The sequence below is a fragment of the Streptomyces sp. Root1304 genome (assembly GCF_001426405.1).
Classification (GTDB): domain Bacteria; phylum Actinomycetota; class Actinomycetes; order Streptomycetales; family Streptomycetaceae; genus Streptomyces.
Genome location: NZ_LMEP01000012.1, coordinates 869,826 through 886,681, shown reverse-complemented (window position 1 = coordinate 886,681; position 16,856 = coordinate 869,826). Strand labels below are relative to the sequence as shown.

Below are 16,856 nucleotides of genomic sequence, written 5' to 3'. Positions count from 1 at the left end.
TGGTCAGGCGGTCGGGAGCGTGAGTGTGACGCTGGTCTGGAGCAGTTCGGGCGTGGTCCAGGCGGAGCGGGTCCCGGCGTAGGGCGTCCCGAAGGCGGTGGTGCCGAGGAGGAGCCGCTTGCGGGTGCCCTCGGGGGCGGTGACGGGCGCCGCGACGCCGGCGGGGGCCTTGACGGTGACCGTGCCGCCGACGCGGTAGGCGGTGACCTTGCCGGCGGCGAGGGCCTGGTCCCAGGCGGTGCGGCGGGTCAGTTCGGTGCCGACGTCCTTCTGGGCGGGGTTGACCAGGGGGGCGCTGGGCGCGAAGAGGGCCCGGTAGTCGCCGAGGACCCGGTCGAGGACGGGGTAGAGGAGGCGTTCCTCGGCGAGGTTGGACTGGTGCACGTAGTGCGGGCGGGGGTCGTTGCCGAGGACGTGGGAGAGGGCGGTGCGGGCTTCCTGCGGCACGATGTGGTCGGCGTAGCCGGTGGCCGTGGGGAGCGGGGCGGGCAGGCAGGTGGAGGCGGGGTTGGACTCGCAGACGCCGCTGCCGCCGGCGGCGCGGGAGGTGTAGATCCAGTTGTACTCATCGGCCATCTCGGCGGCGGTGCCCACGTTGTAGTAGACGTTCATGGGGTGGCGGGGCACGGTCTTCGCGGCGCCGGTGGCGGTCCCGACCGAACGCTGCTGCGGTTCGCGGGAGTTGTCGCTGCCGGTCCACTTGACGCCGTTGTCGGCGAGGGCGCCGGCGAGGTTGGGGTTGTCGACGGGCTGCTGGGGAAGGGTCCTGAGGCCCGAGTGCTCGCCGGTGACGAGTTCGGTCCGGTCGACGGAGATGCCCTTGCCGACGGCCCAGTTGTAGTTGTCGCGGATCTGGCCGGAGAGTTCGGAGCGGCTGACCCAGAGGGTGTTGCCCGCGGTGTCCTTGGCGCACTGCCAGGGCACGACGGCGTTGTCCTGGACGCAGCCGAGGAAGGGGTGGGTGTAGGTGTGGTTGATCCACCGGTACTGGGCGCGGTCTGCGACGAGCCGGTCGGTGAGCGGGTCGCTGCCGCCGTGCTCGGTCTTCCACTGCTCGCCCTGGCCGCCGTTGTAGACCATGTCGAGGGTGAAGCCGGCCGACTTCTGCCAGGCGGCGGCGTACTGGGCGTCCGCGACCGTCATGCGGATCGGGTTCGCGCCCTCGCCGTCGTCGCCGACGCAGTCGAAGTCGCCGGGCGTGCAGTCGAGTCCGGTGTCCCAGCGGGCGTCGGGGGCGAAGACGTCGTCGACGTGGACGGAGAGGTAGTTGCGGCTCCGGCCGAGGTGGACGCCCTGGGTGAGCCATTCGACGATGCCGCGGGCGAGGGCCCGGAACTGCCGCTGGTACTGGTTGTAGGCGAAGGTGACGACGAGTTCGCGGCGCCCGTCGGCGGCGTACTCGCCGACCAGGCTGGCCCGGCCGCCGGCCCCGTCGACGGGCATGTCCAGGTAGCTGGTGTACCCGGCGCGGGGGCGGCCGGCGTATCCGTAACTCTCGGAGATCGCCGGGTCGTTGTCCTCGAAGGTGAGCGCCCCGTTCAGATAGCCGAAGGGGCCGGCCCGCCCGGCGGCGGTGACGCCGGCCGTGGTCCCGTCGAGGACGCCGGACCAGCCTCCCTCGTTCGTGTAGTCGAGGCCGACGCCGGGGTGCGACCAGGTGTACGCGTCGACCTGCGGGATCCCGAACGTCCGCTCGTACGCCTGGAGGGCGGTGTGCTCGGCCGAGTCGGGGCCGAAGGCGCTCTCGTGCGGCAGGACGACGCCCTGGTACTTGGCGCGGGGGCGGCCGTCGAGGGTGTCGCTGAGGAAGGCCGTGTCGAGGACGGGCCGGTTCGGGTCGTCGAGGTCGATCCTGCGGTACGGGACGCCGGAGCCCTTCAGTTCGGCGGTGATCGCCCCGACCGCGCTGCCGCCGTCGTCGACGACGAGGACGGTGAGGTCGATCCGGGGCGCGGGGGCCGCGAGGGCCTGCGCGGACGGGACGACGGTGGCGAGCAGCGCGGCGGCGGCGAGGGCCGCGACGCGGGCGGTGCGGGGTGCGACGCGGGCGCCTCGGCGGGTGCGGGGCGCGGTTCTGGGCGTACGGATTCGGCCGGAGTCCATCGGGTGGTGTCCCCCCTCGGCAGGTCCTGCCGCGCCCGGGGCCGGGACGCAGGGCCTGTGGAGATCATGCAGATGATGCAAAGACGAGGGCGTCGTCCTTGCGCGAATGAGGCGAGTGTGGACGAGCGTTCCGGGCCGGAACGGTAAACATGAAAGAGACACCACGGATGAGTGAATCAACGCCGCCGTGAGCGAACCCGCTGAGCGAGCGTAGGCTCGTTCTCGGCGCTCTCCGGGCCGAAATACGATGCGGCGGGCACGGTCGGCCCATCCCTCGACCGCCACAGAACTCAATGGAAGCGAGATTTCACCACCGTGACTGCTCTCACTCTCAGCACTGCCGGTGCGGCGACGCTGCGCGCCGACGCCCTCGTCGTCGGCGTCGCGAAGTCCGGGAAGGCGCTCGTCGTCGCCCCGGGCGCCGAGGCCGTCGACAAGGCCTTCGACGGCCGGCTCGCCGCCGTCCTGGAGACCCTGGGCGCCTCGGGTGCCGAGGGAGAGGCCACGAAGGTGCCCGCCCCCGCCGGCCTCAAGGCGCCCCTGGTCCTGGCCGTCGGCCTGGGCAGCGTGCCCGAGGACGGCGAGTCGTACGGCGCCGAGGTCCTGCGCCGCGCCGCCGGCACCGCCGCCCGTGTCCTGACCGGCACGAAGAAGGCCGCGTTCGCGCTGCCGATCGACGTCGCCGAGGACGCCGCCGCCATCGCGGAGGGCGCCCTGCTCGGTGCGTACGCCTACACGGCGTACCAGGAGGCCGGCAAGGACGCGAAGAAGCCGCTGGGCGAGGTCGCCCTGCTCGGCGCCAAGCCGCGCGACAAGGCCTTCAAGGCCGCCGCCGAGCGCGCCCAGGCCGTCGCGGAGGAGATGAACCGCGCCCGTGACCTGATCAACATGCCGCCGAACGACCTGTACCCGGCCACCTTCGCCGCCGCCGTCCAGGCCGCCGGCAAGGAGCACGGCCTCAAGGTCCAGATCCTCGACGAGAAGGCGCTCACCAAGGGCGGCTTCGGCGGCATCCTGGGCGTCGGCAACGGCTCCGTGAACCCGCCGCGCCTGGTCCGGGTCGCCTACACCCACCCGAAGGCGGAGAAGACCCTCGCCCTGGTCGGCAAGGGCATCACCTACGACTCGGGCGGCATCTCCCTGAAGCCGGCCGGCCACAACGAGACGATGAAGTGCGACATGGCCGGCGCCGCCGCCGTCTTCGCCTCCGTCGTCGCCGCGGCCCGGCTGGGCCTGGAGGTCAACGTCACGGGGTGGCTCGCCCTGGCGGAGAACATGCCCTCCGGCTCCGCCACCCGCCCGGGTGACGTCCTGAACATGTACAGCGGCAAGACCGTCGAGGTCCTCAACACCGACGCCGAGGGCCGGCTCGTCCTCGCCGACGCGCTGACCAAGGCCTCCGAGGAGCACCCGGACGCGATCGTCGACGTGGCGACCCTGACCGGCGCGATGGTCCTGGCGCTGGGCGACCGCACCTTCGGCATCATGGCCAACGACGACGACTACCGCGCCGCGATCCACGAGATCGCCGAGGAGGTCGGCGAGCAGGCCTGGCCGATGCCGCTCCCCGCGGACCTGCGCAAGAGCATGGACTCCCCCACCGCCGACATCGCCAACATGGGCGTCCGGATGGGCGGCGGCCTGGTCGCCGGTCTCTTCCTCCAGGAGTTCGTGGGCGAGGGCATCACCTGGGCCCACCTGGACATCGCGGGCCCGGCCTTCCACGAGGGCGCCCCGTACGGCTACACCCCGAAGGGCGGCACCGGCTCCTCGGTGCGCACCCTGGTGAAGCTGGCCGAGCGCACGGCGGCCGGCGAGCTCTGAGCACCACCGTGACGGGGACGGCCCCGGGCTTCGCGCCCGGGGCCGTCCCCGTTCGCACGCCGTCCGCCGCCGGCCGTGTCGGCCGCGTCCGGCGTCCACCGTGTTCGCCGGCGACGAAATCCGTAGGTTCGTACGCGCTGGTGGCCCCGCCGTACGGACGATCGGCCGTCTCAGAGCACGGCCCCGCGTCCCGTCGTCCGTCAACAAGTGCGAAGATGGGTTCTCGGCAGGACAGGGCCCCCACCACAGGGCCGAAATAAAGCGGCCGGACACCAGCCGCCGCCCGGTCATCGACGACCGGCGACGAGCGCACATGCATGGAGGACGTGACGTGGCGAACGACGCCAGCACCGTTTTCGACCTAGTGATCCTCGGCGGCGGCAGCGGCGGTTACGCCGCGGCGCTGCGCGGAGCGCAGCTGGGCCTGGACGTCGCACTGATCGAGAAGAACAAGCTCGGCGGCACCTGCCTGCACAACGGCTGCATCCCGACGAAGGCCCTGCTCCACGCCGGTGAGGTCGCCGACCAGACCCGCGAGGCGGAGCAGTTCGGTGTCAAGGCCTCTTTCGAGGGCATCGACATCAAGGCCGTGCACAAGTACAAGGACGACGTGATCTCGGGCCTGTACAAGGGTCTGCAGGGTCTCGTCGCCTCCCGCAAGGTGACGTACATCGAGGGCACCGGCCACCTGTCCTCCCCGACCTCCGTCGACGTCGACGGCCGTCGTGTCGAGGGTCGTCACATCCTCCTGGCCACCGGTTCCGTGCCGAAGTCCCTGCCCGGCCTGGAGATCGACGGCAACCGGATCATCACCTCGGACCACGCGCTGACCCTGGACCGGGTCCCGGAGTCCGCGATCATCCTCGGCGGCGGTGTCATCGGCGTCGAGTTCGCCTCCGCGTGGAAGTCCTTCGGCACCGACGTCACGGTGATCGAGGGCATGAAGCACCTGGTCCCGGTCGAGGACGAGAACAGCTCGAAGCTCCTTGAGCGCGCGTTCCGCAAGCGCGGCATCAAGTTCAACCTCGGCACCTTCTTCCAGTCCGCCGAGTACACCGACAACGGCGTCAAGGTCACCCTGGCCGACGGCAAGACCTTCGAGGCCGAGGTGCTGCTCGTCGCCATCGGCCGCGGCCCGGTCTCCGCCGGTCTCGGTTACGAGGAGCAGGGCGTCGCGATGGACCGCGGCTACGTCCTGGTCGACGAGTACATGCGCACCAACGTGCCGACGATCTCGGCCGTGGGCGACCTCGTCCCGACCCTCCAGCTTGCGCACGTGGGCTTCGCCGAGGGCATCCTCGTCGCGGAGCGCCTGGCCGGCCTGAAGGCCGTCCCGATCGACTACGACGGCGTGCCCCGGGTGACGTACTGCCACCCCGAGGTCGCCTCCGTCGGCATCACCGAGGCCAAGGCCAAGGAGATCTACGGCGCGGACAAGGTCGTGGCCCTGAAGTACAACCTCGCGGGCAACGGCAAGAGCAAGATCCTCAAGACCGCGGGCGAGATCAAGCTCGTCCAGGTCAAGGACGGTGCCGTGGTCGGCGTCCACATGGTCGGTGACCGCATGGGCGAGCAGGTCGGCGAAGCGCAGCTGATCTACAACTGGGAGGCGCTGCCGGCCGAGGTCGCGCAGCTCATCCACGCCCACCCGACGCAGAACGAGGCGCTCGGCGAGGCCCACCTGGCCCTGGCCGGCAAGCCGCTGCACTCCCACGACTGACGCTCATCGTCATCACAGGGCGCGACGACCACTTCCCGCAATTCGTTAGGAGCAACTGAAACCATGTCGGTTTCCGTAACCCTGCCGGCGCTCGGCGAGAGCGTCACCGAGGGCACCGTCACCCGCTGGCTCAAGGCCGAGGGTGAGCGTGTCGAGGCCGACGAGCCGTTGCTCGAGGTCTCGACCGACAAGGTCGACACCGAGATCCCGGCCCCCGCCTCGGGCATCCTGGCCTCCATCAAGGTCGCCGAGGACGAGACGGTCGAGGTCGGCGCCGAGCTGGCCATCATCGACGACGGCACGGGTGCGCCCGCCGCCGCCGCTCCGGCCGCCGAGGCCGCTCCGGCTCCGGCCGCCGCCCCGGCCCCCGCGGCCGAGGCCCCGGCGGCTCCGGCTCCGGTCGCCGAGGCCCCCGCCGAGGCTCCGGCCGCCGGTGGCGCCACCGGCACGGACGTCGTCCTGCCGGCGCTCGGCGAGTCCGTCACCGAGGGCACCGTCACCCGCTGGCTGAAGTCGGTCGGCGAGACCGTCGAGGCCGACGAGCCGCTGCTCGAGGTCTCCACGGACAAGGTCGACACCGAGATCCCGGCCCCGGTCTCGGGTGTCCTCCTGGAGATCGTCGTCGCCGAGGACGAGTCCGCCGAGGTCGGCGCCAAGCTCGCCGTCATCGGTGCCGCGGGTGCCGCTCCGGCCGCCGCCCCGGCTCCGGCTCCGGTCGCCCCCGCGGCGGCCCCGGCCCCGGTCGCCGCTCCGGCCCCGGTGGCTCCGGCCGCCCCGGTCGCCGCTCCGGCCCCGGTGGCGCCCGCTGCCCCGGTCGCCGCTCCGGCTCCGGTCGCGCCCGCCGCCCCGTCCATCGCCCCGGCCCTGGTCACCCCGGTTCCGGCGGCGCCCGCGGCTCCCGCCGAGGACGGCGCGTACGTGACCCCGCTGGTCCGCAAGCTCGCCACCGAGAACGGTGTCGACCTGGCGGCCGTCAAGGGCTCCGGCGTCGGCGGTCGCATCCGCAAGCAGGACGTCCTCGCGGCCGCCGAGGCCAAGAAGGCCGCCGCCGCTCCGGCCGCGGCTCCGGCCGCCGCCGCCAAGGCTCCGGCGCTCGAGGTCTCCCCGCTGCGCGGTCAGACCGTCAAGATGACCCGCATGCGCAAGGTCATCGGCGACAACATGATGAAGGCGCTGCACGGCCAGGCCCAGCTGACCTCGGTCGTCGAGGTCGACATCACCAAGCTGATGAAGCTGCGCGCCAAGGCCAAGGACGCCTTCGCCGCCCGTGAGGGCGTCAAGCTGTCCCCGATGCCGTTCTTCGTGAAGGCCGCGGCCCAGGCGCTGAAGGCCCACCCGGTCATCAACGCCCGGATCAACGAGGACGAGGGCACGATCACCTACTTCGACACCGAGAACATCGGTATCGCGGTGGACTCCGAGAAGGGTCTGATGACCCCGGTCATCAAGGGTGCGGGCGACCTCAACATCGCCGGCATCTCGAAGAAGACCGCGGAGCTGGCCGGCGCCGTGCGCGCCAGCAAGATCACCCCGGACGACCTCGCCGGTGCGACCTTCACCATCTCCAACACCGGTTCGCGCGGCGCGCTCTTCGACACGATCATCGTGCCCCCGAACCAGGTCGCCATCCTGGGCATCGGCGCCACCGTGCGCCGTCCGGTCGTCATCAACCACCCGGACCTGGGTGAGACGATCGCGATCCGCGACATGACGTACGTCGCGCTGTCCTACGACCACCGTCTGGTGGACGGCGCCGACGCCGCCCGCTACCTGACCTCGGTCAAGGCGATCCTCGAGGCCGGCGAGTTCGAGGTCGACCTCGGCCTGTAAGGCGTACGCCGAAGCGGTGGACCGAAAGGCAGACGCGGAGGCAACGTAACGAGCCTCACCTGCGGCGCCCCCGTCCGGAAGTGTTTCCGGACGGGGGCGCCGCCGTATTGTCTTGAGAGTCAACACTCCCCGAGGAGCCGCTTCATGACCGTCCCCGTCGTCCACTCGCTGCGCGAGCAGATCCGCGAGCACATCGTGGAGGGGATCGTCAGCGGCCGCTGGAAGCCGGGCGAGCGCATCGTGGAGCGCCGGATCGCGACCGAGCTGGAGGTCTCCCAGACCCCGGTCCGCGAGGCGCTGCGCGAGCTGGAGTCGCTGCGGCTGATCGAGTCGGCGCCGAACAAGGGCGTCCGGGTCCGCAATCTGACCGCCGCCGACCTGGAGGAGAGCTACCCCGTCCGGGCCGGTCTGGAGCAGATCGCGGCCGAGCTGGCGGCCGGACGGCTGGCGGCGGACTGCTCGGCCCTGGAACCGCACGTGGCGGCCCTCTACGAGGCGGACGCGACCTCCGACGGGACCGCGCAGGTGCGGCACACGGTGGCCTTCCACCGGGAGCTGGTGAAGGCCGCCGGGAACAGCGTGCTGCTGCACACCTGGGAGACGCTCGGCATCGAGGTCTTCACGGCCCTGTCGATCCGCTGGCTGGGCACGGTCCAGAAGTCGTACGCGGAGGAGCACCAGGAGCTGGTGGAGGCCTTCCGCAGGGGCGACCCGAACATCGGCGCCCTGGTGAAGGCGCACGTTCTGGGCTGCGCCCCCAGGGCCTGATCCGGGACCCGGCCGGGGCCCGAGAGGTCTGACGCACAGCGAGCGGGTCCGCCTTCGGCGGGCCCGCTCATCCGTGCGAGCACCCCCTCAGAAAGCGCCTCCGACCTGCGAGAACGGGTCATTTCGGAGGCACCGGGTGCCCTTTTCCTTGGCACCCTGTGCCGACTTTCTCGATCTGAAGAGGTTTTCCCCTTCAACCCTTTGATCGATCATCGATCGTCGGTTTACAGTCTTCGGCGGGCCGCTACCCGGCCCTTCGCCCTGTCCTGCCAGACAAGGCACCCCTTCTCCACCCCCATCTGTCCGGAAGGCGGCGATCATGACCGATCCCGTAGGCAAGATTCCGAGCGAGCTCGACCAGCTCCCGGACCGTGACACCGAGGAGACCGCCGAGTGGGCGGCCTCCCTGGACGCCGTCACCAAGGCCGCCGGCCCCCACCGGGCCGCCTACCTGATGCGCCGCACGCTCCAGCACGCCGAGGGCGCGGGCCTGGCCCTGCCCAAGCTGCTGGAGACGGACTACGTCAACACCATCCCGACCTCCGCCGAGCCGACGGGCGCCGCCTTCGACGGCGACGAGGCCATGGAGCGCCGGATCACCGCCTGGAACCGCTGGAACGCGGCCGCGATGGTCACCCGCGGCTCGAAGTACGGCGTCGGCGGTCACATCGCCACCTTCGCTTCGGCCGCCTGGCTGTACGAGACCGGCTTCAACCACTTCTTCAAGGGCAAGGAAGCCGACGGTTCCGGCGACCAGCTCTACATCCAGGGTCACGCCGCCCCCGGCATCTACGCCCGCGCGTTCCTGGACGGGCGCCTCGACGAGGCCCACCTCGACAACTTCCGGCAGGAGTCCGGCGGCAACGGCCTGCCCTCCTACCCGCACCCCCGGCGCCTCCCCTGGCTGTGGGAGTTCCCCACCGTCTCCATGGGTCTGGGCCCGCTCTCGGCGATCTACCAGGCGCGCTTCAACCGCTACCTGACCAACCGCTCCATCAAGGACGTCTCCGCCTCGCACGTGTGGGCGTTCCTCGGTGACGGCGAGATGGACGAGCCCGAGTCGACCGCCGCCCTCGCCCTGGCGGCCCGCGAGGGTCTGGACAACCTGACCTTCGTCATCAACTGCAACCTGCAGCGCCTCGACGGCCCCGTCCGCGCCAACTTCAAGATCGTGCAGGAGCTGGAGGCCCAGTTCCGCGGCGCCGGCTGGAACGTCGTGAAGTCGCTGTGGGGCAACGCCTGGGACGAGCTGTTCGCGCTCGACACCACCGGCGCCCTGGTCCGCCGCCTCCGCGAGGTGCCGGACGCGCAGGTCCAGACGTACCAGACCCGCGACGCCGCCTACATCCGCCAGGACTTCTTCGGCAAGGACCCGGCGCTCGTCGCGATGGCGCAGCTGCTGAGCGACGACAAGATCCTGGAGTGCTTCCACCTCTCGCGCGGTGGCCACGAGCCGCGCAAGGTGTACGCCGCGTACAAGGCCGCCGTGGAGTTCAAGGGCGCGCCGACGGTCATCCTCGCGCAGACCGTCAAGGGCCACACCCTGGGTGAGGGCTTCGCGTCGAAGAACGCGAACCACCAGATGAAGAAGCTCACGACCGACGAGTTCAAGAACATGCGTGACCTTCTCGAACTCCCCATCTCGGACGCGCAGTTCGTCGACGGCCAGGTGCCCTACGGCCACCCCGGCGCCGACTCCCCCGAGGTCCGTTACCTCCAGGAGCGCCGCGCGGCCCTCGGCGGCCCGGCACCGGCCCGCCGCACCCAGCCGCTCGCCCCGCTGCCGGCCCCGGCCGAGAAGGCCTTCGCCGCCTTCGACAAGGGCTCCGGCGCGCAGTCGATGGCGACGACGATGGCCTTCGTGCGTCTGATCAAGGACCTGATCCGCGACAAGGAGACCGGCAAGCGCTGGGTCCCGATCGTCCCGGACGAGGCCCGTACCTTCGGTATGGAGTCGCTGTTCCCGTCGCTCGGCATCTACTCGCCGAAGGGCCAGACGTACGAGCCGGTCGACCGCGACCAGCTGATGTACTACAAGGAGGCCAAGAACGGCCAGATCCTCAACGAGGGGATCACCGAGGCCGGTTCGATGGCCGACTTCATCGCCGCTTCCACCGCGTACTCCACGCACGGTGAGGCGATGATCCCGTTCTACATCTTCTACTCGATGTTCGGCTGGCAGCGGACCGCCGACCAGATGTGGCAGCTCGGCGACCAGCTCGGCCGCGGCTTCCTCGTCGGCGCCACCGCGGGCCGTACGACCCTCACCGGTGAGGGCCTCCAGCACGCCGACGGCCACTCGCCGGTGATCGCGGCGACCAACCCGGCGGCGCTGACGTACGACCCGGCGTTCGCCTACGAGGTCGCGGCCATCGTCAAGGAGGGTCTGCGCCGGATGTACGGCGAGGCCGCCGAGGGCGAGGACCAGAACGTCTTCTACTACCTCACCGTGTACAACGAGCCGATGCCGCAGCCGGCCAAGCCGGCCGGGATCGACGAGGGCATCGTCAAGGGCCTCTACCGCTTCAACACGGCGGAGTCGGCCGGTCTCGACCTCCCGGCGAACGCCTCGCGCATCCAGCTGCTCTCCTCCGGTACGGCCATCCACTGGGCCCTGGAGGCGCAGAAGCTGCTCGCCGCCGAGTGGGGCGTGGGCGCCGACGTGTGGTCCGCGACCTCCTGGACGGAGCTGCGCCGTGACGCGCTGGAGGCCGACGCGGCCCTCCTGCGCGGCGAGGAGCAGGTGCCGTACATCCGCAGGGCCCTGGACGGCATCGAGTCCCCGGTCCTCGCGGTCTCCGACTACATGCGCCAGGTCCCGGACCAGATCGCGCAGTGGGTCGAGCAGGACTGGTCCTCGCTGGGCGCCGACGGCTTCGGCCTCTCGGACACCCGTGACGCGGCCCGCCGCCACTTCGGCGTCGACGCGCAGTCGATCGTCGTCGCGGCCCTCGCGCAGCTCGCCCGCCGCGGCGAGGTCCCGGCCTCGGCCGTGAAGGAGGCGCGCGAGCGCTACGGTCTGTAGGCCGGATCCGGTCGTCGGTGCGGGCACGCATGATGGAGTCATGCGTGCCGCCCGGCTGATCAAGATGGTCCTGCTCCTCCAGTCCCGTCCCTCGATGACGGCGGCCGCGCTCGCGGCCGAGCTGGAGGTGTCCGAACGGACCGTCACCCGCGATGCCCTCGCCCTCTCGGAGGCGGGGGTTCCGGTGTATGCGGACCGGGGCAGGGCCGGTGGGTACCGGCTCGTCGGCGGATACCGTACGCGCCTCACCGGTCTGGAGCGCGGTGAGGCGGAGGCGCTGTTCCTCTCCGGGCTTCCCGGTGCGCTGCGGGACATGGGGCTCGCGGACGCGGCCTCCTCGGCGCGGCTGAAGGTGAGCGCCGCCCTGCTGCCCTCGCTGCGGGACGCGCCGGCCTCGGCGGCGCGGCGCTTCCATCTGGACGCCCCCGGCTGGTACCAGGAGCCGGAGACGCCGGAGTTGCTGGCGCCGCTCGCGGAGGCGGTCTGGGACGACCTGCCGGTCCGGGCGCGCTACCGGCGCGGGGACACCGAGGTGGAGCGCGAACTCGCGCCGTACGGACTCGTCCTGAAGGCGGGCGTCTGGTACCTGTGCGCGCGCTCGGGCTCCTCCTTCCGTACGTACCGGGTGGACCGCTTCACGGCGGTCGCGGTCGGCGGGGAGCGGTTCGTCCGGGAGGAGGACTTCGATCTGTCCGCCTTCTGGGAGGAGCGGGCCGCCGAGTTCGCCCGGTCGATCCTGCGCGCCGAGGTCGTCGTCCGGCTCACGGAGGCGGGGGCGCGCCGGCTTCCGTACGTCACGGACCGAGCGGCGGCCGAGGAGGCGCTCGCGGCGGCGGCCGACGGGGAGCGGGACTCGGGTTCCGGCTCCGGCTCCGGGGACGGGGACGGGGACGGCGACGGGCGCGTGACCGTGCGGCTCCCGGTGGAGAGCGAGGAGGTGGCCTTCTCGCAGTTGTTCGGGCTCGGCCCGGAGGCGGAGGTGCTGGCCCCCGCCTCCCTGCGCGAGCGGTTCGCCGAGGCGGCCCGGCGCACGGCCGCGCGCTACCGGTAGTCGTTCACGTCCGGCTTCCCGGTCTCGCCCGCGACGATGAAGCCCCAGGCGTCCGGCCGCGAGCCGTCCGCGTCGGTGAAGCCGTACTCCCTGGCCAGCTGCCCGCTGGAGAGGGACTGTCCGGTCCAGCGGTTCCGGTCGGGGTCGGCGGCGAGGGCGGCGACCGCCCTCCCCACGTAGACCGGGGACTCGGACACCGCGAAGTCGGGGATCTTCGCGGTGGCGTCGCGCCAGTTCTCCTCGCGTACGCCGAAGCCTTCGAGCATCTGCTCGGAGCGCAGCCAGCCGGGGGTGACCGCCACCGCCGTCCCGCCGACGTCCGCCAGGTCGTGGGAGAGGGCGAAGGCCATCCGGATCGGGGCGTTCTTGGCGAGGTCGTAGAAGAAGTTCTCGCGGAAGCGGGTGTTGTACGCGGCCGTCCCGTCCGTCACCTCGACGACCAGGCCGCCCGGGTTCCTGATGAGCAGAGGCAGGGCGAGGCGGGAGGTGATCGCGTGGGTCCGCACGCCCAGCTCCAGCATCCGCAGGCCGTTGTCGAGGTCGGTCTCCCAGAGCTTCTTCCCGAACACGACCAGGTGCTCGCCGCCCCACACGTCGTTGACGAGGACGTCGAGCCGTCCCTGTTCCCGGTCGATCCGGTCGACCAGCGCCCGGACCTGGTCGGCCTCCAGGTGGTCGGTGGGGACGGCGACTCCCTCGCCGCCGGCCGCCGTCACCAGTTCGGCGGTCTCCTCGATGGTCTCGGTGGCCCGGCCGACCTCGCTGAGCCGCTCGCGGGTGGTCCGCCCGGTGACGTACACCGTGGCTCCCGCCGCGCCGAGCTGGACGGCGATGGCCCGTCCCGCGCCCCTGGTGGCCCCGGCCACCAGGCAGATCCGTCCGTGCAGTGGCTTCGTCTCCGTCGTCATGCGGAGGAGTCTTCCCGGAATACCCGACATCCTCTGTCCGGATTCATTTCGGGCTTTCCGGGTGCGTCGCACCTCCCGAGCCACGATGCTGGTCCCGTGATGGACGAGACCGAGTTCTGGGAGATCATCGACGCCAGCCGCGAGGCCGCCGAGGGCGACCCCGAGGAGCAGGCCGATCTGCTCGTGGAACGGCTGACCCGGCTGGACCCCGACTCCGTGCTCGACTACGCGCGCCATTTCGAGGCCCGCTACAACCGCGCGTACCTCTGGGATCTGTGGGGCGCGGCGGCGGTGCTCTTCGACGGGGCGGGCGAGGAGTCCTTCGACTCGTTCCGCTGCTGGCTCATCGGGCAGGGCCGGGAGGTGTACGAGGGCGCGGTGCACGATCCGGACGCGCTGGCGGAGCTGCTCGACGACTTCGACATGGAGATCGACGGGGACGGCGAGGAGATCGGTTTCGCGGCGGACGAGGCGTACGAGCGGCTGACCGGCGCCGAGACCCCGGACCTGGGCATTCCGATGCCGGGCGGGGAGCCGCTGGGCACTCCCTTCGACCTGGCGGACGACGATGTGCTCGCGGCCCGCTTCCCGCGTCTGTGGGAGCGGTTCGGGGCGGCGTAGGACCCGGGGGCGCGGACGGAGGGATCCGCGCCCCCGAGTGGTCGCGCACCCGGGGTCTGTGCCCCTGGCGGTTCAGCCCAGCTGGAGCCGGGGGTTCTCCTGGCCGAGGATCATGTCCGTGCGCGGCTGGAGCGCCGGGAAGAGCTGCTCGGGCTGCGGGATCGCCCAGTACTTCCCTTCGGCGACCATCTCGAAGACGCGCTCGGCGTGCTCCTCGGGGGTGAGCCCGTGCTCGTCGGCGAGGGTCTGGAGCTGCTCGTTGAAGGCGGCGATCTCGGGCGGGACGGTCTCGCCGGGCCTGGCCGCCCTGAAGATCTCGCTCTTGACCGAGCCGGGGGTCACGACGGACACCTGGATCGGGGCGCCCTTCATCAGCATCTCGTGGTGCAGCGACTCGGTGAGCGCGAGCGTGCCGAACTTGGTGACGCTGTACGGGGCCATCAGCGGGCTGGGCAGCATGCCGCCGATGGACGACACGTTCACCACCCAGGCCTTCGCGCCGCGCTCCAGCATGCGCGGGACGAAGGCGCGGATGCCGTTGACGTAGCCGCCGATGTTGATCCGGAGCATGGCGTCCCAGCGCTCGGCCGGGATCTCCCAGGACCAGCCCATGGACATGATCCCGGCGTTGTTGACGAGCAGGTCGACCGTGCCGAAGCGGGTGTACGCGGTGTCGGCGAGCGCCTCGACGGAGGCGGGTTCGGCGACGTCGGTCACCACGCTCTCGACCTCGGCGCCGCCCGCCCGCAGTTCCTCGGCGAAGGCGGCGAGGCGGTCGGCGGCGATGTCGGCGAGGACCAGCTTCATGCCGAGCCCGGCGGCGTGCCGGGCGAGGCCCGCGCCGATCCCGGAGGAGGCGCCGGTGATGACGGCCGTGCGTCCGCCGAAGACCTCGGCGGCGAGCGGGGAGGCGGTCATCAGAAGTGCGTCCCGCCGTCGATGCGGACCTCGGTGCCGGTGATGAAGCGGCCGTCGTCGGAGGCCAGCATCGCGACGACGCCGGCGACGGTCTCGGGGCCGGCGAAGCCCTGGCCGAGGGCGGGGGCGAGCTTCACGAAGAGCGAGAGGTCGGCGTCCTCGGGGAGGCCGGGGCCGACGCTCTGGCGGCTGGCGCCGGTGCCGTCGGTCATGCCGGAGGAGATGGAGCCGGGCTGGACGGCGGTGAAGCGGATGCCCCGCCCGGCGTACTCGGCGGCGAGCGCGTGGGTCATGGACTGGATGCCGCCCTTGCTGGCCGCGTAGGCCGCCATGTAGGGGTGGGCGAACATCGCCGAGGTGGAGGAGAAGTTCACGACGGCGGAGCCGTTGCCCTCCAGGAGGGCCGGGATCGCCTCGCGGATCATGAGGAAGGTGCCGGTCAGGTTGATCCGGAGCACCTGCTCGAAGGAGTCGAGGCTCGTCTCGTGGGTGTGCGAGGAGCGCAGGATGCCGGCCGCGTTGACCAGGACGTCCAGGCCGCCGAGCGCCTCGACGGCGGCGGCGACGCCGGCGCGTACGGAGGCCTCGTCGCCGACGTTCAGGACGACGGTGGTGAGGCGGTCGGCGGCGTCGCCCGCCTTGGCGACGGTGTCCTTGAGGCCGTCCTCGCTGATGTCGGCGGCCACGACCCGGCCGCCCTCGGCGAGCACGCGCAGGACGGTGGCCTGGCCGATGCCGGAGCCGCCGCCGGTGATGAGGGCGCGGCGTCCTTCGTATCGGGTCAGCTGGTTCATGGCGACAACCTCTCGATCTCAAGATTCCGGGGAACGTTCCCGGGAACCATGCCACCGTACGCCCACGTGACACGTTTTGCCACAGCTGCACGACGTGCACGCTCGGCAGTCGCGGGCGTACGCTTCGTACGGTGAGCACGAAGCCCGAGGGCGCCACGCCCCCCACCCGGACGCTGACGGAGCGCCGCAAGGCCGCCACCCAGCTGGACATCGCGCGCGCCGCCGGAGAGCTCTTCACCGAGCGCGGCCCCGACGGCACCACCGCCGAGGACATCGCCCAGCGGGCCGGCGTCGCGCTGCGCACCTTCTACCGCTACTTCCGCTCCAAGCAGGACGCCGTCGCCCCCCTCCTCACGGTCGGCGCCGACCGCTGGCGCGGGATCCTCGCCACCACGGAACCGGGCGCGGCCCTGCCCGAGGCCCTGGAACGCTCGATCGCCGCCTCGCTGAACCCCGGGGACGAGGAGGCGGCGGAGGGGCTCCGCTGGACGCGCGGGCTGCTGCGCGCCGCCACCGGCGACCCCGCCCTGCGGGCGGTCTGGTACCGGGTCAACCAGGAGTCGGAGGAACGGCTGCGCGAGGTCGTCGCCGGGCTCGCCGGGCCGGACGCGGACCCGCTGGAGGTACGGCTCGCGGCGGCGGCGGCCACGGACGCGATCCGGATCGCCCTGGAGGCCTGGGCGGAGTCGGACGCCCCGGTCACCGGCGAGGGCGCCCCGGCCGGGCTCGCGGTCCGCTGCCTGCGCGAACTGATGGGCGGGATGCGGCTGCTGAACCCGGACGTCAGCGAGTGAGCGGGCGCCCCATGAGGACGTCGTCCACGTACGCCCCGCCGAGGAACAGCTCGCCCGGCAGGACGCCCTCCACGACGAAGCCCTCGGAGGCGTAGAGGGCGCGGGCCGGGGCGTTGTGCCCGAGGACCCGCAGGGTGATCCGGACGGCGCCCTGCTCCCTGGCCAGGTCCATCGCGCCCCGCAGCAGCGCCCGCGCCACGCCGAGCCCCCGGGCGGACCCGGCGACGGCGAGGCCCTGGATCTGCCGGACGTGCGCGGTGGCGGCGAGCGGGGTCGGCGGCACCACCCGGACGTAGCCGACGACCGCTCCCCCACGCTCGGCCACCAGGTAGTCCCCGGGCAGGTGGCGCGCGTCGAAGAAGGGCTCGCCCGGCTCCGGGGCGGGCAGCACCGCGTGCAGGGTCGACCAGGTGGTCCGGTCGAGCTCCGCCAGGGCGGCGTCGTCGGCCTGCACGGCGGTCCGTATCAGCGTCTCCGGCACGATCATGACCGCCACTGTG

Annotated in this window: 13 protein-coding genes; 8 read left to right on the top strand and 5 right to left on the bottom strand. The window is 72.0% G+C overall.

Annotated features, from left to right (window positions below):
• Positions 1-3: 3 nt before the first annotated feature.
• On the bottom strand, positions 4-2,103 hold the full coding sequence (locus ASD33_RS16830; RefSeq protein WP_056560370.1) for a hypothetical protein: 2,100 nt from the start codon (positions 2,101-2,103) through the stop codon (positions 4-6).
• Positions 2,104-2,418: 315 nt separating this feature from the next.
• Between ASD33_RS16830 and ASD33_RS16825 the strand changes: the two genes are divergently transcribed.
• From ASD33_RS16825 to ASD33_RS16800, 6 genes are all read left to right on the top strand, one after another.
• Positions 2,419-3,927 (top strand): leucyl aminopeptidase, encoded by a 1,509-nt coding sequence (locus ASD33_RS16825; protein WP_056560367.1) that lies wholly within the window; start codon positions 2,419-2,421, stop codon positions 3,925-3,927.
• 331 nt (positions 3,928-4,258) lie between these two features.
• Positions 4,259-5,647, top strand: coding sequence for a dihydrolipoyl dehydrogenase (lpdA, locus tag ASD33_RS16820; protein ID WP_056560364.1), 1,389 nt, complete (start codon positions 4,259-4,261; stop codon positions 5,645-5,647).
• 63 nt (positions 5,648-5,710) lie between these two features.
• Positions 5,711-7,477, top strand: a complete 1,767-nt coding sequence (gene sucB / locus ASD33_RS16815) for a 2-oxoglutarate dehydrogenase, E2 component, dihydrolipoamide succinyltransferase (protein WP_056560359.1) — start codon at positions 5,711-5,713, stop codon at positions 7,475-7,477.
• Between the two features lie 144 nt (positions 7,478-7,621).
• Positions 7,622-8,245 carry a GntR family transcriptional regulator gene (locus tag ASD33_RS16810; protein WP_056560357.1) on the top strand — a complete coding sequence of 208 codons (624 nt, stop codon included), beginning with the start codon at positions 7,622-7,624 and terminating at the stop codon, positions 8,243-8,245.
• A 319-nt stretch (positions 8,246-8,564) separates the two neighbouring features.
• Positions 8,565-11,270: a pyruvate dehydrogenase (acetyl-transferring), homodimeric type gene (gene aceE, locus ASD33_RS16805; RefSeq protein ID WP_056560353.1), complete on the top strand. Its 2,706-nt coding sequence runs from the start codon at positions 8,565-8,567 to the stop codon at positions 11,268-11,270.
• Between the two features lie 40 nt (positions 11,271-11,310).
• Positions 11,311-12,321: a WYL domain-containing protein gene (locus ASD33_RS16800; RefSeq protein WP_056560350.1), complete on the top strand. Its 1,011-nt coding sequence runs from the start codon at positions 11,311-11,313 to the stop codon at positions 12,319-12,321.
• On the opposite strand, the gene ASD33_RS16795 is transcribed toward ASD33_RS16800, so the two are convergent.
• Positions 12,312-13,229 (bottom strand): SDR family oxidoreductase, encoded by a 918-nt coding sequence (locus tag ASD33_RS16795; RefSeq protein WP_056560347.1) that lies wholly within the window; start codon positions 13,227-13,229, stop codon positions 12,312-12,314. The two genes, ASD33_RS16800 and ASD33_RS16795, sit on opposite strands and share 10 nt — an antisense overlap.
• A 99-nt stretch (positions 13,230-13,328) precedes the next feature.
• Here ASD33_RS16795 and ASD33_RS16790 point away from each other — a divergent pair, with 99 nt between their 5' ends.
• On the top strand, positions 13,329-13,850 hold the full coding sequence (locus tag ASD33_RS16790; protein ID WP_056560344.1) for a DUF4240 domain-containing protein: 522 nt from the start codon (positions 13,329-13,331) through the stop codon (positions 13,848-13,850).
• Between the two features lie 72 nt (positions 13,851-13,922).
• On the opposite strand, the gene ASD33_RS16785 is transcribed toward ASD33_RS16790, so the two are convergent.
• Both ASD33_RS16785 and ASD33_RS16780 read right to left on the bottom strand, forming a co-directional pair.
• Complete coding sequence (locus ASD33_RS16785) at positions 13,923-14,768, bottom strand: SDR family NAD(P)-dependent oxidoreductase (RefSeq protein ID WP_056560341.1); 846 nt, start codon at positions 14,766-14,768, stop codon at positions 13,923-13,925.
• A complete protein-coding gene (locus tag ASD33_RS16780) occupies positions 14,768-15,562 on the bottom strand; it encodes an SDR family oxidoreductase (protein WP_079044817.1) in 795 nt (264 codons plus the stop codon). Before ASD33_RS16780 ends, ASD33_RS16785 begins: the two co-directional genes overlap by 1 nt.
• Positions 15,563-15,693: 131 nt before the next feature.
• On the opposite strand from ASD33_RS16780, the gene ASD33_RS16775 reads away from it, so the two are divergent.
• The gene (locus ASD33_RS16775) at positions 15,694-16,356 is read left to right on the top strand and encodes a TetR family transcriptional regulator (protein WP_056560338.1); all 663 of its coding nucleotides are present in this window, start codon (positions 15,694-15,696) and stop codon (positions 16,354-16,356) included.
• Here the strand turns inward: ASD33_RS16775 and ASD33_RS16770 are convergent.
• Positions 16,346-16,843 carry a GNAT family N-acetyltransferase gene (locus tag ASD33_RS16770; protein ID WP_056561526.1) on the bottom strand — a complete coding sequence of 166 codons (498 nt, stop codon included), beginning with the start codon at positions 16,841-16,843 and terminating at the stop codon, positions 16,346-16,348. The two genes, ASD33_RS16775 and ASD33_RS16770, sit on opposite strands and share 11 nt — an antisense overlap.
• Positions 16,844-16,856 lie beyond the last annotated feature (13 nt).

Excerpts from the sequence above, each read along its gene's own strand:
- ASD33_RS16830 (WP_056560370.1), bottom strand. The coding sequence starts at position 2,103 with ATGGACTCCGGCCGAATCCGTACGCCCAGAACCGCGCCCCGCACCCGC.
- sucB (WP_056560359.1), top strand. The coding sequence starts at position 5,711 with ATGTCGGTTTCCGTAACCCTGCCGGCGCTCGGCGAGAGCGTCACCGAG.
- ASD33_RS16810 (WP_056560357.1), top strand. The coding sequence starts at position 7,622 with ATGACCGTCCCCGTCGTCCACTCGCTGCGCGAGCAGATCCGCGAGCAC.
- aceE (WP_056560353.1), top strand. The coding sequence starts at position 8,565 with ATGACCGATCCCGTAGGCAAGATTCCGAGCGAGCTCGACCAGCTCCCG.
- ASD33_RS16800 (WP_056560350.1), top strand. The coding sequence starts at position 11,311 with ATGCGTGCCGCCCGGCTGATCAAGATGGTCCTGCTCCTCCAGTCCCGT.
- ASD33_RS16795 (WP_056560347.1), bottom strand. The coding sequence starts at position 13,229 with ATGACGACGGAGACGAAGCCACTGCACGGACGGATCTGCCTGGTGGCC.
- ASD33_RS16790 (WP_056560344.1), top strand. The coding sequence starts at position 13,329 with ATGGACGAGACCGAGTTCTGGGAGATCATCGACGCCAGCCGCGAGGCC.
- ASD33_RS16785 (WP_056560341.1), bottom strand. The coding sequence starts at position 14,768 with ATGACCGCCTCCCCGCTCGCCGCCGAGGTCTTCGGCGGACGCACGGCC.
- ASD33_RS16780 (WP_079044817.1), bottom strand. The coding sequence starts at position 15,562 with ATGAACCAGCTGACCCGATACGAAGGACGCCGCGCCCTCATCACCGGC.
- ASD33_RS16770 (WP_056561526.1), bottom strand. The coding sequence starts at position 16,843 with ATGATCGTGCCGGAGACGCTGATACGGACCGCCGTGCAGGCCGACGAC.